Annotated in this window: 16 protein-coding genes; 5 read left to right on the top strand and 11 right to left on the bottom strand. The window is 62.7% G+C overall.

Annotated elements, in window-relative coordinates; genetic code table 11:
• The first annotated feature begins 70 nt into the window (after nt 1–70).
• Genes ACMGF5_RS21650 through ACMGF5_RS21635 form a run of 4 tightly spaced genes read left to right on the top strand, consistent with a single transcriptional unit; the run spans nt 71 to nt 3,516 of the window.
• Entirely contained in the window at nt 71–667 is a 597-nt protein-coding gene (locus ACMGF5_RS21650; protein WP_115274924.1) for a paraquat-inducible protein A, read from the top strand.
• The gene (locus tag ACMGF5_RS21645) at nt 664–1,308 is read left to right on the top strand and encodes a paraquat-inducible protein A (protein WP_115274925.1); all 645 of its coding nucleotides are present in this window, start codon (nt 664–666) and stop codon (nt 1,306–1,308) included. The genes ACMGF5_RS21650 and ACMGF5_RS21645 overlap by 4 nt, the downstream gene beginning before the upstream one ends.
• Nucleotides 1,289–2,944, top strand: a complete 1,656-nt coding sequence (locus ACMGF5_RS21640) for an intermembrane transport protein PqiB (RefSeq protein WP_414157194.1) — start codon at nt 1,289–1,291, stop codon at nt 2,942–2,944. Before ACMGF5_RS21645 ends, ACMGF5_RS21640 begins: the two co-directional genes overlap by 20 nt.
• Nucleotides 2,945–2,961: 17 nt before the next feature.
• Nucleotides 2,962–3,516 carry a membrane integrity-associated transporter subunit PqiC gene (locus ACMGF5_RS21635; RefSeq protein WP_196998176.1) on the top strand — a complete coding sequence of 185 codons (555 nt, stop codon included), beginning with the start codon at nt 2,962–2,964 and terminating at the stop codon, nt 3,514–3,516.
• A 25-nt stretch (nt 3,517–3,541) separates the two neighbouring features.
• On the opposite strand, the gene ACMGF5_RS21630 is transcribed toward ACMGF5_RS21635, so the two are convergent.
• The 11 genes from ACMGF5_RS21630 to ACMGF5_RS21580 all read right to left on the bottom strand — a co-directional run bounded on the left by ACMGF5_RS21630 (nt 3,542) and on the right by ACMGF5_RS21580 (nt 20,037).
• On the bottom strand, nt 3,542–6,070 hold the full coding sequence (locus tag ACMGF5_RS21630) for a fused MFS/spermidine synthase (RefSeq protein ID WP_376778916.1): 2,529 nt from the start codon (nt 6,068–6,070) through the stop codon (nt 3,542–3,544).
• Between the two features lie 84 nt (nt 6,071–6,154).
• Nucleotides 6,155–7,720 (bottom strand): arylsulfatase, encoded by a 1,566-nt coding sequence (locus ACMGF5_RS21625; protein ID WP_115274929.1) that lies wholly within the window; start codon nt 7,718–7,720, stop codon nt 6,155–6,157.
• Nucleotides 7,721–7,819: 99 nt separating this feature from the next.
• Nucleotides 7,820–8,821, bottom strand: a complete 1,002-nt coding sequence (locus ACMGF5_RS21620; RefSeq protein ID WP_414157193.1) for an HAD family hydrolase — start codon at nt 8,819–8,821, stop codon at nt 7,820–7,822.
• A gap of 45 nt (nt 8,822–8,866) precedes the next feature.
• Nucleotides 8,867–10,171 (bottom strand): hypothetical protein, encoded by a 1,305-nt coding sequence (locus ACMGF5_RS21615; RefSeq protein ID WP_414157192.1) that lies wholly within the window; start codon nt 10,169–10,171, stop codon nt 8,867–8,869.
• Entirely contained in the window at nt 10,168–11,766 is a 1,599-nt protein-coding gene (locus tag ACMGF5_RS21610) for a VWA domain-containing protein (RefSeq protein ID WP_414157191.1), read from the bottom strand. The genes ACMGF5_RS21615 and ACMGF5_RS21610 overlap by 4 nt, the downstream gene beginning before the upstream one ends.
• Before the next feature lies 1 nt (nt 11,767).
• Nucleotides 11,768–12,760, bottom strand: a complete 993-nt coding sequence (locus ACMGF5_RS21605; protein ID WP_414157190.1) for a vWA domain-containing protein — start codon at nt 12,758–12,760, stop codon at nt 11,768–11,770.
• Nucleotides 12,747–13,256 carry a DUF4381 domain-containing protein gene (locus ACMGF5_RS21600; protein ID WP_204917923.1) on the bottom strand — a complete coding sequence of 170 codons (510 nt, stop codon included), beginning with the start codon at nt 13,254–13,256 and terminating at the stop codon, nt 12,747–12,749. Before ACMGF5_RS21600 ends, ACMGF5_RS21605 begins: the two co-directional genes overlap by 14 nt.
• On the bottom strand, nt 13,253–14,194 hold the full coding sequence (locus ACMGF5_RS21595) for a DUF58 domain-containing protein (protein WP_115274935.1): 942 nt from the start codon (nt 14,192–14,194) through the stop codon (nt 13,253–13,255). The genes ACMGF5_RS21600 and ACMGF5_RS21595 overlap by 4 nt, the downstream gene beginning before the upstream one ends.
• A gap of 13 nt (nt 14,195–14,207) precedes the next feature.
• Nucleotides 14,208–15,182, bottom strand: a complete 975-nt coding sequence (locus ACMGF5_RS21590; RefSeq protein WP_119688995.1) for an AAA family ATPase — start codon at nt 15,180–15,182, stop codon at nt 14,208–14,210.
• A 104-nt stretch (nt 15,183–15,286) separates the two neighbouring features.
• Nucleotides 15,287–17,641, bottom strand: coding sequence for a tetratricopeptide repeat protein (locus ACMGF5_RS21585; protein WP_414157189.1), 2,355 nt, complete (start codon nt 17,639–17,641; stop codon nt 15,287–15,289).
• A gap of 326 nt (nt 17,642–17,967) precedes the next feature.
• Nucleotides 17,968–20,037: a PAS domain-containing sensor histidine kinase gene (locus ACMGF5_RS21580; protein WP_115274938.1), complete on the bottom strand. Its 2,070-nt coding sequence runs from the start codon at nt 20,035–20,037 to the stop codon at nt 17,968–17,970.
• A gap of 170 nt (nt 20,038–20,207) precedes the next feature.
• Here ACMGF5_RS21580 and ACMGF5_RS21575 point away from each other — a divergent pair, with 170 nt between their 5' ends.
• Nucleotides 20,208–21,128, top strand: coding sequence for a bestrophin family protein (locus tag ACMGF5_RS21575; RefSeq protein WP_281869798.1), 921 nt, complete (start codon nt 20,208–20,210; stop codon nt 21,126–21,128).
• The last annotated feature ends 107 nt before the right edge of the window (nt 21,129–21,235 follow it).

Raw genomic sequence — 21,235 nt, 5'->3', positions numbered from 1 at the left:
AACATTTGCCTAATACAGGAGCGCTTCTATATTCACAAAGGCCTGATTTCAAGTTGACCAGAGCGTCTTGATGCCCCCACCCGAGCAATTGATCATCTGCGAGCACTGCGATTGTGTGTATGAGAAAGCCTTGCTCGCCAAGCATCAGAAGACCTTGTGTTCGCGCTGTGGCGGTGTGCTGCAGCGGCACAACGGCCTGACGGTGGAGCAACGCCTGGCGCTCACGCTCACGGCCGCAGTGCTGTGGCTGTTCGCCAACTTCTACCCAGTGATGAGCATCAGCCTGAAAGGGCTGAAGAACAGCGCCACGTTGTGGGATTCGGTATTGGCACTGAGCCAGGGGCCGATCACGTTCATGGCAATGGTCGCGGCCATCTCGATCATCATCGCCCCGGCTTTCCAAGTGCTTTTGCTTATCTGGGTCCTGGGTTACGCCCTCACCGCCCGCCGTTCACCGGCCTTCAAGCTGTGCATGCGCTGGCTGGAAACGCTGCGCCCCTGGAGCATGCTGGAAGTTTGCCTGCTCGGCGCGATGGTGGCCGTGTTCAAGCTCGCCGGCATGCTCGATGTGCTGCCGGGTATCGGCCTGCTTGCACTGGCCGCACTGAGCCTGCTGATGATCCGCATTGCCGGGCGTGACATTCGCGACCTGTGGGACATGCCATGAACCGGCCGCCAACCGCTACCGAGCTCAACCTGTGCCTGTGTCACAGCTGCGGGCTGGCCTGCGACATGCGCGACGAACCGCATCAGTGCCCACGCTGCGAAGCCCCGTTGCATCGGCGCAAGACCAACTCCCTGGGCCGTACCTGGGCCTACCTGTTTGCTGCGCTGGCCTTCTACATACCGGCCAACGTGCTGCCGGTGATGAACACCACGATGCTCGGCAGCGGTGCCGACAGCACCATCATGAGCGGCGTGATCGAGTTCTGGGAGCACGGCGCCTGGGATATCGCGCTGATCATTTTCATTGCCAGCATCGCCGTGCCAGGGGTGAAGTTCATGGCATTGACGATGTTGTTGATCACGGTCCAGCGTGGCAGCACCTGGGCGCAACAGCAGCGCTCGAAGCTCTACCGGTTCGTTGAACTGATCGGCTATTGGTCGATGCTCGATGTGCTGGTGGTTGCACTGGTTGCGGCGCTGGTGAAGTTCCAGGCGCTTGGTGACATCGAGCCGCGCCCCGGCATTCTGTTCTTTGGCCTGGTGGTGGTGTTCACCATGCTTTCTGCGATGAGTTTCGACCCCCGCCTGATCTGGGATACGCCACCTGACAAGGAGCTCATGGATGAATCCATCCAGCAATGACAGCCCAGCAGTGCCGGGCAAGGCACCTGTTAAAACCCGTCGGTTCAGCTTCTCACTGGTGTGGATCGTGCCGATCGTGGCGGTACTTGTCGGCCTCTCGCTGGTGGTGCACAACCTTATGCAGGAAGGCCCGACCATCACCCTCACCTTCAAGACCGGTGCCGGGCTTGCAGCCAACAAAACCGAAGTGCGCTATCGCAACGTCGTGATCGGCCATGTTACCGAGGTGGCGCTCAGTAACGACCAGAAGAACGTCAACGCCACCGTCAAACTCGACAAGCAGGCCGAAGGCTTCACCCGTGAAGACTCGAAGTTCTGGGTGGTCCGGCCGCGCATCGGTGCCGGTGGTGTGTCGGGCATAGACACCCTGCTCTCGGGCGATTACATCGGTGCCGACATTGGCCAGTCGAACACGCGCGTCAAACATTTCACCGGGCTTGAAAACCCACCCGCCATCACCTACGGCGAGCCCGGCAAGCATTTCACCCTGCACACCCAGGACCTGGGCTCGCTGGACATCGGCTCCCCTGTGTATTTCCGCAAGATCCCGGTCGGCCAGGTGGTCGCCTACGCCCTGGACAAGGAAGGCAGAGGGGTTGACGTAGAGGTCTTCATCCACGCACCCAACGATGCCTTCGTGACCGCCAATACCCGCTTCTGGAACGCCAGTGGGATTGACGTAGAGGTCGGCGCCAACGGCTTCGCACTCAAGACCGAATCGCTGTCTTCCATTCTGGTCGGCGGCATCGCCTTCCGTGCACCGGACTTCAACCCCAACGACACCGTCGCCAGCGAAGACCAGCGCTTCGAGCTGTTCGCCGACCAAACCAGCGCGCTGGCACCGCCTGCTGGCAAGGCGCAGTACCTGGCACTGCGTTTCGACCAGGCGATGCGCGGCCTTAAAGTGGGGGCACCGGTAGAGTTTCTGGGCATAGAGATTGGCCGCGTCGTATCGGTGAACCTAGACTTCGATGCGAAGCAGCGCAGCTTCCCGGTCAATGTCGGCATCGTGATCTACCCCCAGCGCCTGGGCCGGGCGCACGAGAAGATGCTTAAGGCCCTGCAGCACGATCCCAATGACGAAGCGTCCGCCGCCAAACTGATGGGGACGTTCATCGACAACGGCCTGCGAGCCCAGGCACGCAGTGGCAACCTGCTAACGGGCCAGCTGTACATTGCCCTGGACTTCTTCCCCAAAGCGGAGAAAGTGGCCTTCGACCCGACTGCGCGACCTGTGATGATCCCTACCGTTCCAGGCAGCCTGGAGCTGCTGCAGGAGCAGTTGCAGACCATGGTCGACAAGGTCAACCGGCTGCCACTGGAACGTATCGCCAGCAACCTGGACGCCAACCTGGTCGAGCTGCGCAAGAGCCTGACACAGTTCAATGGCAAGACATTGCCGGGGGTACAGAGCACCTTGGCCGAAGTCAGCACTACCCTCAAATCGGCCAACTCGACCCTGGCCGAAGATTCGCCGCAACGGGAGCAACTGACGCAAACCCTCGACGAGCTCGGCCGTATGTCGCGCTCGCTGCGCGAACTCGCCGACTACCTAGGCCGCAACCCCGAGTCGCTGATCCGTGGCCGCCCGGACAACGCCGCGCCAATGGACCTGCAAGGGCCGCCACGCAAATGACCACAGGAGTGTTGAGCATGACCCCGTTGCCAAGGATTACCCTGCTGGTCGCGCTGATGGCGCTGGGCGCCTGCCGCAGTGACCCTATCCAGTTCCACACCCTCACGCCGGCACAGCCGGCACCCTCCTCTCACACGGCCCCAGACGAGATCCTCATCGAAGGTGTCAGCGTACCGCCGCAGGTTGACCGGCCCCAACTGGTCATCCGTCAAGGCGACAGCAGCCTGGCCATCCTGGAAACCCAATGGTGGGGCGCCACCCTGGTGGATGAGTTGCGCAGCGCCCTGGTCGACCAGCTGAGCACTGTGCGCGCCGCACACAAGCTGTCCTTGCGCGTGGATGTACAGCGCTTCGATTCGGTGCCTGGGCAGTATGCGCTGCTGGACGCCCGGTGGCGCCTGCGGGCCCGGGAGGCCAATATTCAGCTGACCTGTCGCAGCACCCTGCAAACCGCATCTGGCGGCAGCATCGATGAGGTGGTGATCGCCCAGCAGGCCAACGTGAAGCGCTTGGTGGCCATGATCAGCCAGGCGGCCATGTCGCCAAACGCTGGCTGCCCCGCCTCACGCTGATAGCCATTGAGGCACCGGCGGTGCGTTAACGCTCACCGCCGGTGAACCAGCGCATGTAGGGGTTCTGCGCGGTCATCGGCGCCAATGCCCGCGCCTCACGCATCCAGGCCTGGCGGTTACCGTTGTAGGCCAGCAATGACAAACCATAGAACCGCCGAAGCAGCTGCCACTCATCTTCCACCGCACCCTGCTGGGCGCGGCCGGCATTTTCCAGCGGCGGCGGTACGCGCAGTGCAAGCAACGCCGGGAGCACCCGCGTGATCTCCCGCGGACGGACCCACGGTGCATATTCGATGCGCGGCCGGTCATCGGTAACCGGCTGGGCATCACCCGCGTAGCGTTCCAGGCCCTCTCGGTTGGTCACCCAGGTGGCCAGCAACGCATCGACCGAGCCCACGCCGACCTGCGCCAGTGCAGCGGCAACCTCAGGCTGTTCGAAACGCTGGCGGATGCGCGGCACATCCAGTGCCATCGGCGATGCCGAGCCAATCAGCAGCATTTCGTGAAACTCGGTGGTCCACAACGACGCATGGGGGAAAACATCAAGGAAACTGCGCACCAGCGAGCGGCTATCCTCGTCGTTCTGGGTAGGCAACGGCAACCATTGGGCAACCAGGCCGTACTGCTCCAGGCGCGATGCCGCCAACTGATAAAAATCACGCGAGTACAGGTTCACCACCCCGGCTGCGGACGGCGGTGGCGGCTCCAGGGTGATCAGGTCGTAGCGCTGTGCGCTGCGCAGCAGTTCGCGGCGCCCATCGCGCAGGCGGATGTCCAGGCGCGGGTCGTTGACCGCATCGTAATTGCCGGAAAACAACGGCGCCGCTGCCAGCACCTGCGGCAACAGTTCGGCCACCACCGGGTGCTCCAGGCCGGGGTAGCGCAACATTGCCCCGGCAGTGATGCCAGTGCCAAAACCGATCACCAGCGCCGAGCGGGGTTCGCCGCGGTGTATCAGCAGCGGCAGCAATGCCTGCAGGCGCATGTAGCGCAGTGAAGGCATGGCATCACCGGTATTGGATACCCCCTGGATGTACAAACGGTTGAAGGCCTGGCCCTGGCGCTGCTGGTTGACCACCGCCACCGTGCCTCCCCGGCCCTCTTCGTAGAACACCAACTCGCCACTGCGGGCTCCGGGCAACAGGTGCGCCAAACGCTGGGGCGGGGTCAGCACGCCAGTGAGCACGGTTGCTGCACCGACCACCAGCACCGCTACCCGCATTCCCTTGCCCACGGCCTGGCCACGCCACACCGCCACCATACCGACGGCTGCGGCCACGACGGCGAGCACGAACAGCGTGCGTACCAGCCCAACTTCAGGCACCAGTACAAAGCCGGTGAGCATGACCCCGGCGATACCGCCCAGCGTGTTAAGCGCCACGACCGCCCCCACGTCTCGGCCCACTTGGCCACTGTCCACGGCCAGGCGCAAGGCCAGGGGGAATGCCGCACCAAGCAGCGTGGTAGGCACGAACACCACACACAGAGCCGCCGCGGCGAAGCGCGCGCACATGCCTGCCAGTTGATTGCCAGTCAGTTGCACAACCTGTGCTTCCAGGGTGGTCTGCAGCACGATCAGCCAACGCCCGAGCCCGGCGATCTGCAGCAACGCCAGCAGGCCTGCGGCGGCGATCAGCAGCCCGAACAACCCCCAAGGGTCGCGAATACGGTCCGCTCGCCGGGCGTACACGGCGCTTCCCAGTACCAGCCCGGTCAGGTAGGTGGCCAGCACCACGGAAAATGCAAAAGCGCGGGTACTCATGAACTGCACGATCGATTGCGTCCACACCACCTCGTACCCCAGTGCCACGCCGCCTGCCACGCAGTACAGGGCGATGGCCAGCCTGGCCTTGGACGTGCGCGGTTGCAATGCCGCTGCGCCAGGGGCCAGGGCACGCTCATCCTTCGCGCGCCCAAGCCAGGCGCCCAGTGCGGCCAACAGGTTCAGCACGGCGGCCACGCACGCCGCCCCGGAAACCCCCAGCAGCGGCAGTAGGACGAACGCTGCCAACAGGGTGCCGCAGATTGCCCCGGCGGTATTGGCGGCGTAGAGCCAACCGCCCGCCTCGCCCATCTGCCCCTCGGTGGGCGTCAGCGCACGCACCAGCACCGGCAAGGTGCCGCCCATCAAGAAGGCCGGCAGCCCTACCAAGGTGAAGGGCAACAACCAGGCCAGCAGGCCTGCGCTTGCCTCCAGGCGGGCAAACGTCGCGGCGCTGTGCGCCAGGGCCAGGGTTGCCCCTACTCCCAGCACTGCCACCGCCAGTTCAAGGCCAGCATAGAGCTTGACCGGGCGACGCAACCGGTCGGCCCAGCGCCCGAACACCAGGCCGCCCAGGGCCAGCCCGGCGAAAAATGCACTGATACCAGCGGTGATGGCATACACCTCAACGCCCACCACCAGTGACAGCTGCTTGACCCACAGTACCTGGTAGATAAGCGCCGCGCCGCCAGAGACGAACAACAGCGCCGCTGGCAGCATCAGCTGTAGCGGCGTCTGTTTTACCGTGGTTTCAGGGGCATGAGCGCGAGCGGAGTTCACAGCTGCTGGCATCGATAAGCCTTAGCGGACCTGAAACCCGGTCCGCAATGGATAGGAAAGAATGCGCCCGCCAAGGGCGGGCGCGGGGCATTGCCGTTACTTCTTCATTTTCTCTTCGATTTTCTTGTCCACGTCAGCACGGATCTGGTCGATGCTGAAGCTCGCCGGACGCTGGCTAGGCGGGTATTCCACGAACGTCTGCAGGAACGCTGCAGCCTTGCGGGTACCTTGGAAGATCAGATAGTCGTTCTTGGTCAGCCAATCGTAGTACTGGTCCGAGACGATATCAGCACGCTCGTAAGGGTCCATACGCAGGTTGAACATCTTGGGCACACGCAGGCAGGTGAACGGTTCGCTCCAGACCTGCAGCCCACCGGGTGCCCGCTGCTCGCAGAACACCAGTTTCCAGTCTGCAAAGCGCATGGAAACCAGTACACCGTCATCGTTGAAGTAGTAGAACTCTTTACGCGCGCTCTTGTCGGTTTTGCCCGTCAGGTAATCGAGCTGGTTGTAGCCGTCGAGGTGAACCTTGAAGTTCTTGCCTCCCACATCGGTGCCCTTGAGCAGGCGGTCCTTGATGCCTGTATCGCCTGCTGCTGCCAGCAGTGTCGGGAACCAGTCCAGCCCGGAGAACATCTGGGTGGAGATCGTCCCGGGTTGGACCTTGCCTGGCCAGCGAATCATCGCCGGCACGCGATAGGCGCCCTCCCAGTTGGAGTTCTTCTCGTTGCGGAACGGCGTGGTTGCCGCGTCCGGCCACGACCACTGGTTTGGCCCGTTGTCGGTGGTGTAGACCACGATGGTGTTGTCGGTAACCTTCAGGTCGTCCAGGGTCTTCAACAGTTTGCCCACATCGCCATCGTGCTCGAGCATGCCGTCGGCGTATTCATTGCCGATCATCCCGCTCTGGCCTTTCATCGATTCACGCACATGGGTGAAGGCATGCATGCGTGTGGTGTTCATCCAGACAAAGAACGGTTTGTCGGCCTTGACCTGCTTGTCGATGAAATTGATCGCCGCCTGGGTGGTTTCATCGTCGATGGTCTCCATGCGTTTGCGGGTCAAGGCACCGGTGTCCTCGATCTTGCCGTCCGCACTGGACTTGATCACCCCACGTGGTGAGGCGGCCTTGACGAAGTCCGGGTCATCCTTGGGCCAGAATGGCCGCTCTGGCTCCTCTTCGGCATTGAGGTGGTAGAGGTTGCCGAAAAACTCATCGAAACCGTGGTTGGTAGGCAAGTATTCGTCGCGGTCACCCAGGTGGTTCTTGCCGAACTGGCCGGTGGCATAACCTTGCGCCTTCAACGCCTGAGCGATAGTCACATCACGGTCCTGCAGGCCCACCGGCACGCCCGGCATGCCCACCTTGGACAGCCCGGTGCGCAAAGGCGTCTGGCCGGTAATGAAGCTCGACCGGCCGGCGGTGCAGCTGTTCTCTGCGTAATAGTCGGTAAACATCATGCCTTCTTTACCGATGCGGTCGATGTTCGGCGTCTGGTAACCGACTACCCCTTTGCCATAGGCGCTGATGTTGGTCTGGCCGATGTCGTCACCGAATATCACCAGGATGTTGGGTTTTTCCGCGGCATTGGCCGTACACACGCCCATCGCCGCTGTGGCGGCTAGTGCGAATGTGGTTATCCATCTTCTGCTGGACTTCATTAGGCGATCTCTCCGTATCACGTTTGCTGGCATGTGCCACGACTACGTGCACGTTCGACCTACTGCTCGGCTGGTCCCTGTGCCCCTGCGGTTTCTTTGTCACTGAGCCTGGTTGCTATCGAATGGGTAGATGCGCTGCCATTCCCGGGCCATGTCGACCACGGTCCAGTTACCGGCCCTGGCAGCGTCAAGGGCCTTGTCCAGGCGCCCTATCTGGCTGTCACGGTCATAGGCCCATTCGCGTGTTGCGTCGGTGTGGTGAACCAGGCCGGCAAAGCGCTTGCCGTCACCGGCCATGGTCCACTGCAGCATCTGCAGGTCGCCGTCGGAATTGCCGAAGGCAAATATCGGGCGGCGACCGATGCGGGCGTCGATGCTCACCGGTTTGCCCGGGCCATCGTCGTTGTGCAGCAGCTTGGGCAGCCGTTCAATGGACAGCTTGCCGTTGTCATCGATGAAGCGGGCATCGAGTGTGGTGCCGATCACCTGCTCGGGCGGCACGCCGTAGACCTCTTGAGCGAAAGCACGCATGAAGGCCACTTCACCGCCCGACACGATATAAGTCCTGAAGCCGTTCGCCCGCAGGTACTGCAGAAGTTCGAGCATGGGTTGGAAGACCATTTCGGTGTACGGCTTGTGGCTGCGAGGGTGCACGGCCGTTGCCAGCCAACGCCGGGAGTTGGCGATGAAGTCTTCGGTACTGACCCCGGCATGGGTAGCCGCAACGATCTTCAGAATGCCATCCATACCGCTGTCGGTGAGGGCCTTCTGGTCGCCATCCAGCACCGCCTTGAACGGTTGCTGAGTGGCCCACTCCGGGTGTTGCGGGGCCAGCCTTTTGACCTCGTCGAGAGCGTACAGCACTTCGAAATACAGCGGCTGTTCGCTCCACAGGGTGCCGTCATTGTCGAACACGGCAATGCGCTCGGCCTCAGGCACATAATCCTTGCTGCCCTCGGTGGTCACGGCGGTGACGAAGGCTTCGATGGCCTGGCGTGAAGTGCCTTCGCGCCAGGAGGGCAACGGGTTCGCAGCCTGCACCGCCAAGGGCAGCAGGAGCAACAGCGTAATCCACCAGCGTGTGCGTTGCAGGTCGAGCATGAAGTATCCCTCCTCGGTGCTGCCTACCCTGTCCAGCCCAAAGGCTCATGGGTTGAGTGGTTTCAAACCGTTGCGATGACTGACTTGCCGTTCACTCACTGGCACTCGCCGCAGCGCTGGCAGAATCGGGCTCAGCGACGGCTTGGCCTGCTGGCCTTCGCGGCCTTTGCCGTAGCGGTTCTGGAGCCAGTCTAGTAGACGTATTCGCAATGAGTACGGCAAAGTTGAGGAAAATTCTGACATTGTGCGCAGGCCCGTAACGCGCCGGATCCACAAGTACAGTCCGCCGAGCTGAGGCGGGTTTTCTGCAAGTTGATCGCGGGCGAGTTGCCAGGCGTAGTCCGCCGACTGTAACCGCGCCTCGCGCCGCGCGGCTTGCCAGCCCTTGAAATGCCGCCATGCCACCTGCAGCCAAGGCCGTGCGAAATAGCTCAGGCCCACGCCAAGTACCAGCAAACCCACTGCCCACAGCCAGTGGACGGAAAGGCGCAACTGTGCCTGGCGGCCGAGCGCGCGCAGGTCCTGGTCGATGGAAAACGGTGCCTTGTAGCCGCCGTCAATGACGGTGACATCGATCGCGGGCAGCGTCGCGTGCCTGGCCTCACCGGTCGCTGCGTCCCACCACTGCAGCTCGATCGCGGGCAGCTGGTAGTCACCGGCGGCGGCTACCACATAGCTCACGCTGTCTTCACGCTGGCCACCGTTCGAGCCCCCTCTGCCATCACTGAGCGGCGCAATACGGGGGGTTTGCACATAGCGTTTGAGGCCTTCGATCTCCACCAGTGGCGGCGGCGGTATCAGCATCGCCTGGGCGCCCTCGGCACGCGTCAGCACCCGGCGGGTAATGCTGTCACCTGCACGCAACGGTGAATGCGACAGCTGCGTCTGTTGCTCAAGGCTGACCTTGCGCGCGACCAGGCGGTGCACGGCAGCGTCACCGGACAAGGCCTTGGCAACGAATGCCAGCGGCTCGCTGGTGAGCGTGACCGGCGTGTCCGACTGGCCCGGGAATACCTGAAAAGCTTGAGCAGGCAATGTGAAGGCTTGGGCCGTTTGCGGGGTGATCTGGTAGGTATAACGCAGGCCGAAGAAGGTCTTGCCATCGAGTTGTTCGTTCAAATGCTGCGCTTCGCCGCTAGGCGCGCTCACCACGGCACCCGGCAACCCGATGGCCGGCAGCACCGCCGGCTGGGTGAACCAGGTGTCGACCAGCAGGTCGACCTGCAACTCGAGCGTCGCACCCACCACCGTGTCGCCGGCCGGCACCAGGCGAGCCTGCACCCGCGCCTCGGGTGCTGCCACCGCGAGCAATGGCAGGCAGAGCGTGAACAGCAATAGCAAGCGCCTCATGGTGTGCCCTCCGCAGCTTGCCGTGAAGCATCCTGAAGCAGGAACTTGCGTCGCAGGAACTGTGCCGGCGAGGTGGTCAGGTTATTCAGCCAAACCTGATCTGACGCCGCCTGCGGGGTTAGCTGCTGCTTCTGTTTGGCGCCTGTGGACGGCGTCTGGTCCTCCACCACCTTGTCGGCTTTTTCGTCCGGCGTGCCCGCCTTTTGCTGATCTTCGTAGTCTTTGAGCAGCGCCTGTGCCAACGCAAGATTGGCACTGGCCTCGGCAAAACTCGGCTGCCGTTTCAATGCCTGCTCATACGCCTGGACCGCCTGGGGAAACTTGAACTGGCGCACGTAGATGTTGCCCCGGTAGAAAAACGCCTGTGCGGTATCGAGCTTGCCCAGGCTGGCCAAGGCAACGTCATAGTCGGCGGCGCTGTAGGCGGCCAGGCCTTTCCAGTAGGGATCGCTGAAGTGCGCGGCAGCCTGCGGGTAATGACCATGCTCAAAGGCCCAGCGCCCCTGCTGGTCAGGGGTGAAGAACGCATCGGCAACAGGCCCGGCCCGCGCCGTTTGCGGCTGAGTGCCCAACAGCAGCGCCAGCAGCACAGTGGCCATCCAGTGCACCTGCCAGCCACGGCGCAGGCACAACAGTGCAATCAGTGCAAGTGGCCAGCACAGCCAGTACCCGGCGTCCTTCCAGTGCACCTGCTGCGGGTCGCCCTGGGCCGCCTGAAAATGCTGCTGCGCATGCAGTTCGATCCAGTCCAGGTCATCGTCATTCAAGGTCAGGCTACCCAACGGGGCGCTGACAGCCTTGGCTAACTGGCGCAAGCCATCCTGGTCGAAATCGGCCTGCAGCGGGCGCCCGTCGGCGGCAATTCGGGCACGGCCCTGGGCGTCGTGCAGCACACCGCTGTCGTGGCTGCCGACTGCCAACACCATCACCTGCAGGTCGCTGCCCTTGAGCGCGTCCGCAAGCACTGGCAATTGCCCTGCATCAGCGCCATCGGTGAGCAATACCAGCGTGCCGGGTACCTGCTCGGCCGCCAGCAAGCGTTTGGCTACCTCGATCACCCCCGCCACGTCCTTGCCGGGCTTGGCAATCAAATCAGTGCTCAGCGCCTGCAAGAACGTGTCGAGCAAGTGCGGGTCTTCGGTAGCCGGCAGTACCAGGTGCGCGCTGCCGGCATAGGCGATCAGCGCCGTGCGCGCACCCGCCCTGCGCATCACCAGGTCGTGCAGGGTGTGCTTGGCCGCTTGCAGACGGCTCGGCGGGACATCGTCGGCGTCCATCGACGGCGACAGGTCCAGCGCAAGAATCAACGGCGCACGGTTGTCGACGAACGCCGGGATATCCCGCTGCCATGTCGGCCCGGCAGCGGCCAAGGCGCCCAGGCCAAGCAGTGTTGCCAGCAAATGCACAGGCCGCACGCGCTGGCGTTGTTCAGGCGTGATGATCAAATGCTGCACCAGGTGCGGGGCGATGACGCCTTGCAATTGCCGTTTCAGGTCATGGCGCCGCTGCCAGGCCCAAGGCAACAGCGCCGCCGGAATCCACAGCAACAACCAGTATGGCCGCAGCAGATGCAATGCACTGAGGTCGATGTCCATGTCACGGCCTCCCCTGCGCAGGCCGCGCCCGCACAGTGCTGGCTATCGCAGCCAGGCTGTGGCTCAGGGCCAGCAACAGCAGGGCGGCGCCCAGCGGCCACCAGAACAGGTCACGCTTGGGCTGATGGCTGAAGGTCTTGACCGTGTGCGGGGTGATCCGGTCGAGCGTGGCATATACCTGGGCCAGCGCGCCCCGGTCATCGGCACGGAAGAACCTGCCACCGGTGGTGCGTGCGATGCCTTCAAGCGCCTGCAGGTCGACTTTGTCCTCACCGCTGGCCTGCGGATCGCCGATACCGATGGTATGTACCACGATACCCCGTTCTCGGGCCAAGGCCGCTGCGTGTTCGGGCGTGATCGCGCTGCCGGTGTCATTGCCATCGCTGAGCAGCACCATCACCTTTTCCTGCTCCTTGGCCTGGTCCAGCAGCTTGATGGCAAGGCCAATGGCATCACCGATCGCGGTATTCGGCCCGGCCATACCGACCCCGACCTCATCCAGCAGCAGCGACAGGCTGGCGTGGTCCAGGGTCAAGGGTGCCTGCGGGTAGGCACCGGTGCCAAAGACGATCAGGCCAATGCGGTCTTGCTTGCGCTGGGCGATGAAGTCGCGCACCACCGCTTTGACTGCCGTCAACCGGTCCACCTGCCGGCCATTGGCATCGGTGAAGTCCTTGGCCTGCATGGATTGAGAAATATCGATCGCCAGCAGCATGTCGCGGATCGGCTGATTATGCTCGATAGCCTTCTCCACCAGCACCGGCCGCGCGCAGGCCGCCACCAGAAGGCCCCATACCAGCAGGTTCATGAGCGCCTGCCAGCGCCCGCCCGACCTTCGCGAGGTGCCCGGCAACTGGTTCACGGCACGGCTCATGGCGAAGAAAAACGGCACCCGCAGTGCGCTGTGCGCTTCGCGATAAGGCCGCATGAAACGGTAGGCCAGCCAGGGCAAGGGCAGCAGCAAAAACACCCAGAGGTAGTCAAACTGCCACATGATGCACCTCGATCCAGCGCCTGCAGGTGTGCACCAAGGTGCTGAGTTCTTGATCGTCAATCGCTTGCACCTGCAGGTCAGGTGCATAGGCCAAGGTGTGCAGTTGCGCGGCAAACTGCACCGGCAAGGCAAAACGTGCCCTTTGCTGAAGAAAGCCCTGCCAATGCTGGCCTGACAGGCTTTGCACCGGCGGCGCATCAGGCATGGAAAGCGCAACCCGCTTGAGCAGTTCCGGCAACTCACGCAGGGCCGGCAAGCGCTGCTCGGGGGTGTTGAGTGCCGCCACGAGCGCGTCCAGCCGCAGCAACGCTTCACGCCGATAACGGTTGCGCTGCCAACGGCGCCAGGCATAGGCGGCACAGGCCAGCCCGGCCACCAACACGATCGCCAGCACTACCGCCCAGCCCCAGGTTTGCGGGGTATAACTGAACGGCGGCACCGGCAGTGGCAGCTCCTTGAGCTGGTCGATGGCGGGAGGCGGCGGCCGGACACTCATCGGGCACCTCCGGACAGCCGCCCCAGTTCGCGTCGCACCTGGCCCAGCACCTCTTCGCCGGTACTGATCATCATCAGGGGGATCTGGCTGCGGCGCAGCAACTGGGCCACTGCCTGCAGGCGCCCGGAGAGGAAATCGCCCAATGGCCGGTGCACCTGGCGGCGCCCGACTTCAAGCTCGACTTGCATTTCACCCTGGGTCACGCTCAACCGCCCCTTGTCCGGCACATCAAGCGCGATAGGGTCGTACACCTGCATGGCGATCACATCATTGTGCGCACTCAACTGTCGCAGCAGCTTCAAGGTCTGCTCCGACACCCCGGCAAAGTCACTGATGATGCAGACCAGGGCATCATGCCCAGCGATGCCGATGGCCGTGCGCAGCATGTTGTCGAGTTGCCCCTCATGCTCGCTGTCCGGGCCATCTGCGCTAAGGCGGTTGTTGCTGCGCACCACGGCCGCACAAAGCGCTTGTACCCGTGCGCGGCTGCGCAAGGGCTTGATGTGCACCACCTGCTGATCATCGAACACCAGCCCGCCTACCCGGTCACCGGCCTGCAGGGCAATCCATGCCGACAACGCCGCAAGCTCTGCGGCGGTGACCGACTTGAAGCTGCGCTGTGAACCGAAATACATGCTCATGCGTTGATCGACCAGCAGCAGCGTTGGCCGGTCGCGCTCTTCGGTGAAGGTGCGCACGAACGGTTTGCCGTAACGCAACGACGCACGCCAGTCCAGATGGCGCAGGTCGTCACCCGGGATATACCGGCGCAGCTCGTCGAAGCTCAAGCCCCGGCCACGCAGGCGCGAAGCATGGTTGCCCGCCAGGATGCTTGCCAGCGGTTGGCGGGCAACGAAACTCAAGCCGCGCGCGTGGTGTTCGAACGCCATCAACTGGCTGAGCGAGGCATGGACGAAGCCGTCCTGGGTCGATTGCATCGGCTTGCTCCGTTCAGGCCGGGATCGCCACTGTGTCCAGCAACCGGTCGATCACTTGGTCGGGGCCAATACCATCGGCCACCGCGTCGTAAGAAAGTTGCAGGCGGTGGCGCAACACCGGGTGCACCACCGCACGCACGTCATCAGGGGTGACGAAGTCTTGCCCAGCCAGCCAGGCATGGGCCCGGGCCACCCGGTCCAGGCTGATGCCGCCACGCGGGCTGGCGCCGATCTTGATCCAGCGCGCCAGGTCAGGGTCATGCTCAGCGGGGTGGCGTGTGGCATTGATCAGGTCGATCAGGTAACGGTCGAGCGCAGGCGCTACCTGTATGCCAGCAATAGCGCTGCGCGCCGCGAACACCACCTCCTGGGCCAGGCGCTCAGGCGCCTGATGCGGGCGGCCGGCCTGCTGTTCTTCGTTGCGCACCAGGCGCAGCACCTGGGTCTCGTCCTCGACTTTGGGATAGTCCAGTTGCAGTTTCATCAGAAACCGGTCCATCTGCGCCTCGGGCAACGGGTACGTGCCCTCTTGCTCGATCGGGTTCTGGGTTGCCAGCACCATGAACAGCCCGGACATCGGGTAGCTCTGCCCGGCCACGGTGATCTGGCGTTCTTCCATGGCCTCCAGCAATGCAGCCTGGACCTTGGCCGGTGCGCGGTTGATTTCGTCGGCAAGAATCACGTTGCCGAACAACGGCCCGGGCTGAAACTTGATTTCGTTCCCCTGCGCGGTCTGCTGCAGAATCTCGCCACCGGTGATGTCCGATGGCAGCAGGTCGGGGGTGAACTGGATGCGCCGCATGCTGGCTTCCAGATGCGTGGCCAAGGCCTTGACCGTGCGCGTCTTGGCCAGCCCCGGCAGGCTCTCCAGCAATACGTGACCGTTGGCCAGCAAGCCGAGGATCACATGGCGGATGGTATCTGCCTGGCCCAGTACGCTTTGCGCCACACTGGCTTCAAGCGCTGCTATCTGCTCACGTATATCCACTGATCCGATCCTAGTCAGTCGGGGCCTCGGCAGGAGGCCCCTGGATGTTTGCAACTGCTGCAGGTGACGAGGTAAAGCTAGACGCTTGCGGCGCCCGCGCCAGTTCAGTTGGTACTTTCATATTTTTGCCAATAGGGCTCGATGCCTTGCAGGCGCGGGTCATCGGGGGCCACTTTGCGCATGCGCTGCACATAGGCGTAGGCCTCACTGCGCTCACCGGCCAAGGCATGCAGGTAGATCAGCGAGTACAGCAGGTCGGCGTTGTCCGGTGCCTGCTCAAGGCCCCGTTCCAAAGCCACCAACGCTTCATCCCGACGGTTCATGCGTGACAGCAACAGGCCTTGGTTGTAGCGAATGCGCGTGTTGCCCGGCAGCGCGACAGCCGCGGTTTCCATCCAGCCCAGCGCCTCTTCGGGCTGGCGTCGCTCCACCAGCAGCAAGGCCAGCATGTAAGCCAGGTTGCCCCGATCGGTGGCCGGCATCTTGTCCAGTGCCACGCCTGCGCGCAGGACCTTTTCCGCTTCATCCAGCTGATTTTCGCCCGTTGCAAGGTTGGCCAGGTTGACGCGCGCAGGCACAAAGTACGGGTCCAGCCTCAAAGCCTGCCGGTATTGGTCCATGGCTTCGCCCTGCCGCCCCTGCCTGCTCAGCAGCACCGCCAGGTTCAAGCGCCCGCCGGGCAGGTCCGCATTGCCACGCAGGCGCGTCTCATAGTCGGCCAGAGCAGTGCTGAACGCGTCCAGAGACTGGGCAGGCACCTGCGCCTTAGGCACATCGGCCAACGCCCGGACGGCCTCATCGCGTACCGCCAGGGCGGGGTCTTCAAGCAATGGCAACAGCGGCTTGAGGCGCTGCTCCGCAGGCACGCTGACAAACCCCGACACCGCGTAGGCACGCACCAGCGGGCTCGGGTCTTTCAACGCCCAGCCCAGACTGATTAGAGCCTGTGGGCCGAGGTCGGCCATCTGTTCGGCAGCAGTGGCGCGCACGATGGCTGGCTTGCCCTTGTCGGCCAGCACCGTGCCCAACAGGCTCAACGGGATGCCGTCGCCATTACGTACCGCCTGGAAAGCCTCGCCAAACAGCACCGGCCGACGCGGCTCGCCAAACCACCCCTCGATGGCCTTGGCCGCCCAGGCCGGTTGCTGGTCCGTGTGGCAGGCGGTGCAGGCATCGGGGCTGTCGACCTTGCTTGCCAGGTCCGGCCGCGGGATGCGCAGGCTGTGGTCGCGCCGTGGGTCGACCACCATGTAGGTCTTGGTCGGCATGTGGCAGCTCGCGCACTGTGCGCCAGGGCTGCCTGGCGCGTGATGATGGTGAGCCGGCGTGTCGTAGTCCTTGGCTTGCAGGGAGGCGAAGCGCGCCACCGGTGGATTGCCGTTGTGGCATTGCAGGCACAGGCCGTTGCCTTCGACCTTCACCTTGTTGGTGTGCGGGTTGTGGCAATCGGTGCACCCCACCCCGGCGGCGTACATCTTGCTTTGGGTGAACGAGCCGAACTCGTATACCTCACCGTCAATCTGCCCATCGGCATGATAGAGGCCGGTGCGCAAGGTGGCCGGCAAACTCTGGTCAAGCTGCGGGTGGCCGGGCAGCTGGCCAACGCCCAGCGTTTGCCGGCGGCTATGGCAGAATGCGCACTGTTCGACCTGGCCTTGGCTGCCCAATGCCTTGTAGTCCACCGCAAGGCCCATGTCCTTGGCCGACGCTTGGGCATGGTCGCCCGGCGCGGCCTGCTTCGCCCAGTCGACATGCGCCTGCCCAGGCCCGTGACAGCTCTGGCAGCCGACATTCTGCTCTTTCCAGGTGCTGGCGAAGCTGTCCTGCCGATCATCGTAGTTTTTCAGCAACTGCGTGGAGTGGCAGTCAGCGCACATACCGTTCCAGTTCTGATAGCGGCCGGTCCAGTGCAAGGGGTCGTCGGGGGCAAAACGTTGCCCTGGATACAGTGAGAACCAGCGCTGCCCGCCCTCGCCCTGTGCCCGGCTGTCCCAGGCGATGGTCAGAGCCTGCAGGCGCCCTCTGGGCAGCGCCACAAGGTACTGTTGCAACGGGTAGTGGCCGAAGGTGTAGAGGATCTGGAAGTCTGCCGGCTGCCCATCTTCACCCTCGGTATTGACGAAAAAACCGTCTGCCTTGCGAAAGAAGCGGGCCTTTACCCCAGCCTCATCGAAGGCGGCGTCCTTGAAGTTGCCCAGCACGTTGGTCTCGGTAGCCTCGCGCATGGCCCAGCCGTGGTCCGAATCTTTCCAGGCCTGGGCCTGCGTGGTGTGGCAGCCAAGGCATGTAGCGGTCGCCACATAGCCTTCGGTTTCCTTTGCAGGCCCCGGTAACTGGCCAGGGCCTTCAGCCGCAACCGCTATCGCGTTCGGGCCGAGCAACAGCGTGATCACAACAGCCAAACACCAGCCAATACCAAAATACCAAAACGCGCCTTCCCCTTCGTTGCAACGCCCCATCCTTAAGCTCCACGGTCAATGCTCAAAACGGCCCGTTGGGCGCTATGCCAGTCAGTCAGGGTTATCAGGGCTGCTACGCAGCCCATCGCTGGCAAGCCAGCTCCCACCCGGAGCGCGCAGTTCTTGAGGCCTGCGTTATACATGTAGGAGCTGGCTTGCCGGCGATGGGCCGCAGAGCGGCCCAAATCGCTTGGCTGACTGGTGTTACCCCTTGAACTCTTGTGACATCCCATTCACCTACATCTGCGTGATCAGACTAGCGCACAACCCGGGCAAGAAAAGTCGGCATGGGAAAATAACTCAGCCTGGTTTGCCCGAGTGCAGAACTACCGGCCTGTCTGTTTCAGCAAAACATTCACGTTCAGTGTCAGCGCGTCGAGCGCGAACGGTTTTGTGAGCACCGCCGTATTCGCCTCCATCGGCGTGTCGCTCAGCACATTCGGTTGCGCATACCCGGTCATGAACAACACCGGCAACCCCGGCCTGCAAAGGCGGCCGGTCTGCGCCATCTGCCGACCGTCAATACCGCCCGGCAAGCCAATGTCCGTCACCAACAGGTCGATACGGGTATCCGAGCGCAGCAGTTGCAGGCCCGCCAAGCTGTCGGCGGCTTCAATCACTACGTAACCACAGCTGCCCAGGGTTTCGCTGACAAACATGCGCACCGAGGGCTCGTCGTCGACCACCAATACCGTTTCACCGGACAACGCTGTTGGCACCTTGACCGGTGTTTGCTCACACACCTCCCTGTCGACCTGGGCGGCGTGGCTGGGTAACTGAAGGAAGACGCGTGTGCCGGCGCCCTCCTGCGATTCAATCTTGACCTGGCCCCCGGACTGCTTGGCGAACCCATAGATCATCGACAAGCCCAGCCCGGTGCCTGCGCCAACTGGTTTGGTCGTGAAAAAGGGCTCGAATGCGCGGCTGAGTGTCTCGGCATTCATGCCGATACCATCGTCGGCCACGCAAATGGTCAGGAACATTCCGGCGTTGAGCTCTGGATCCAGCCCAGGCCCCTGCGGCAGAAACTGGTTTGAAGTAGTGACGGCTATCTCGCTGCCACCGGCATCACGGGCATTGATACAAAGATTGAGCAGCGCATTTTCGACTTGCGCCGGGTCAACCAGGCAGGTGCTTGCCTGGGCACCCAATTCCACCTGAAGGTGAATCGAAGGGCCGACCGTCCGACGAATCAGCTCTTCCATGTCGCTGATCAACGTATTCACATCTGTATGCTCGGGCAGCAACGTCTGCCGACGAGAGAAGGCCAGCAACCTGTGCGTGAGCGAGGCAGCCCGCTGCGCCGCCCCCTGCGCCACCGACAAGTAGCGCTCCACATCGGCGACTCGACCCTGTTTCAGGCGCAGCTTGATCAGGTCGAGGCTGCCGGTGATACCTGCCAGGAGGTTGTTGAAGTCGTGGGCAATCCCCCCGGTCAGCTGGCCGACCGCTTCCATCTTTTGTGACTGACGAAGTGCCGCCTGCGCCGCTTCACGTTCGGCAACGGCTTGCTCGATGCGTGCTTCCAGCGTGCGGTTGAGCTCAAGTAACTTGGATTCAGCATTTTTCCGGGCCGTTACATCGATAGAGGACCCGATCAGCCCCATGACTTCTCCGGTGTCGCTCAACAGCGGGGCCTTGATGGAAAGCCAGTAAGTTGCCGAGCCATCGGGCATGTCCACCTGCTCTTCGATCTGCTCGGCTACCCCACCATGCATGATGCGCTGATCTGTTTCCATCACCTGGCGAGCCTGGGCTTTGTCCTCCAGGAACTCGATATCGGTCTTTCCCAGGTAGAACTCCGGCGGCTTGCCGATCAGTTGCGTGGCACCATGATTGGCCACCAGCATGCGTCCTGCCAGGTCCTTGGCATAGACAACCCCTGGCACCGCTGCCGTGAATGTTCGCAGCAGGGCCGACATCCTGTCGCGCTCAGCCTCTGCCGAGCGGCGCGATTCGATATCCATGAGTATGCCAGGGAACCTCACTGCCACACCTTGTGGGTCGAGCTGTGCACGGCCATTGGCCTCGACCCATCGATAGCCGCCATCATCGTGTCTAACCCGGTATTCGCACCTGAACGCACCACCGCGGCCCATCGCTTGCTGGATGTCGGCCCAGACACGCTCTTGGTCGTGCGGGTGAATCGAGGCAAACGCTTCTTCGATCGGTATGCCCGCCATGCACCTGTCGGCGGGCAGCCCGAAGGATCGGGAGAAGCGTTCATCGGCTGTGACCTGGTTATTGGGGATATCCCATAACCAGGTGCCGATGATCGCGCCTGCATCGAGCGCCAGCTGCAATCGCTCGGCAGTATTGGTTGGAAACGCATGTTCCTGGCTCTGCGCTGCAGATGCGCCAGTAGGGCTGTAAATGCCAGGACGTTCGCGATCCATAACCTGTCTCTTAATGGCAACTGTCGGCCATGGTCGCATACCTGCGCCAAGCGCCGGAAGGCTCACCATACTTAGGCTCAAGATTAAGCTGCGATTAAGTCTGGCACCTTAACCTGTCCCCAGCAAAGGCGCTTTCCCCCGTCTTTTTTGGGCTTACAAGGAGTTCTGCCATGACCCATGCACTGGATATGAAATGGAAATGCCTGGCCAGGACGGTGACATACGTCGGCTGGTCGCTGCTCTGGTTATTGCTGTGGGACGTAGTTGTTACGTTTGATGCCATGCTGGTCACAGGCTACGAGCTCGAGCTGCCCCTGATGCCCCTGACGCTCTTGTGTTCCGCGCTGGTGGTGCTTATCAGCTTTCGCAACTCCAGTGCGTACAATCGCTGGTGGGAGGCCAGGACACTGTGGGGCTCGATGGTCAACAGCTCCCGCAGCCTGGGCAGGCAGGTACTTACCCTCATCGACGATACCCATGACCTGAACCCGGTAAAAGCCCAACTCATGCGGCGGCATGTGGCTTACCTGCATGCCCTGCGCATGCACCTGGGCGGTGACAAGAACCCTGAAGCGCTGGCCGCTTTGCTCACTGAAAGTGAACGGGCCCGCCTGGCGGGAACCAGCAATTTGCCCAACGACATTCTCAGCGGTTCGGCAGAACTGATCACGCGCGAGTTCAACGAAGGCCGGCTGGACAGCATCAGGCTGGCGCGCATCGAGTCGACGCTGGTAGACCTTTCGAACTGGCAAGGTGGCATGGAGCGTATCGCCAATACACCGCTGCCCTACCCTTATGTGTATTTCCCAAGACTGTTTGGCACGCTGTTCTGCATCATCATGCCGCTGAGCCTAGTCCCGTCCCTGGGCTGGTTCACACCGGTCGTGTCGACAGTCGTGGGCTGCATGCTGCTGGCCATGGAGCGCATCGGCACGGACCTTCAGGCGCCTTTCGGCAACAGCCAGCACCGCATCCGCACCGAAGACTTTTGCCGCAATATCGAAAGCAACCTCAAGTCGATGTTCAACTCGCCAGAACGAGGGGTGCTGTCACTCTGCGGTGAGCCAACGCCGGCACTGCAGAGGCTTTGATCCGCACCGACCGAAACATGCGGGGCCCGCCTGACTTTCACTGGAAAAGTGAAAGTCTTATCCAATTTCCCCTGTTTTTGACTCAACACAATGCAGATAGCCTGACC

The organism is Pseudomonas sp. BNK-15 (genome assembly GCF_047456105.1).
GTDB lineage: Bacteria > Pseudomonadota > Gammaproteobacteria > Pseudomonadales > Pseudomonadaceae > Aquipseudomonas > Aquipseudomonas putida_E.
This window is presented reverse-complemented; position numbering and strand designations above follow the sequence as displayed.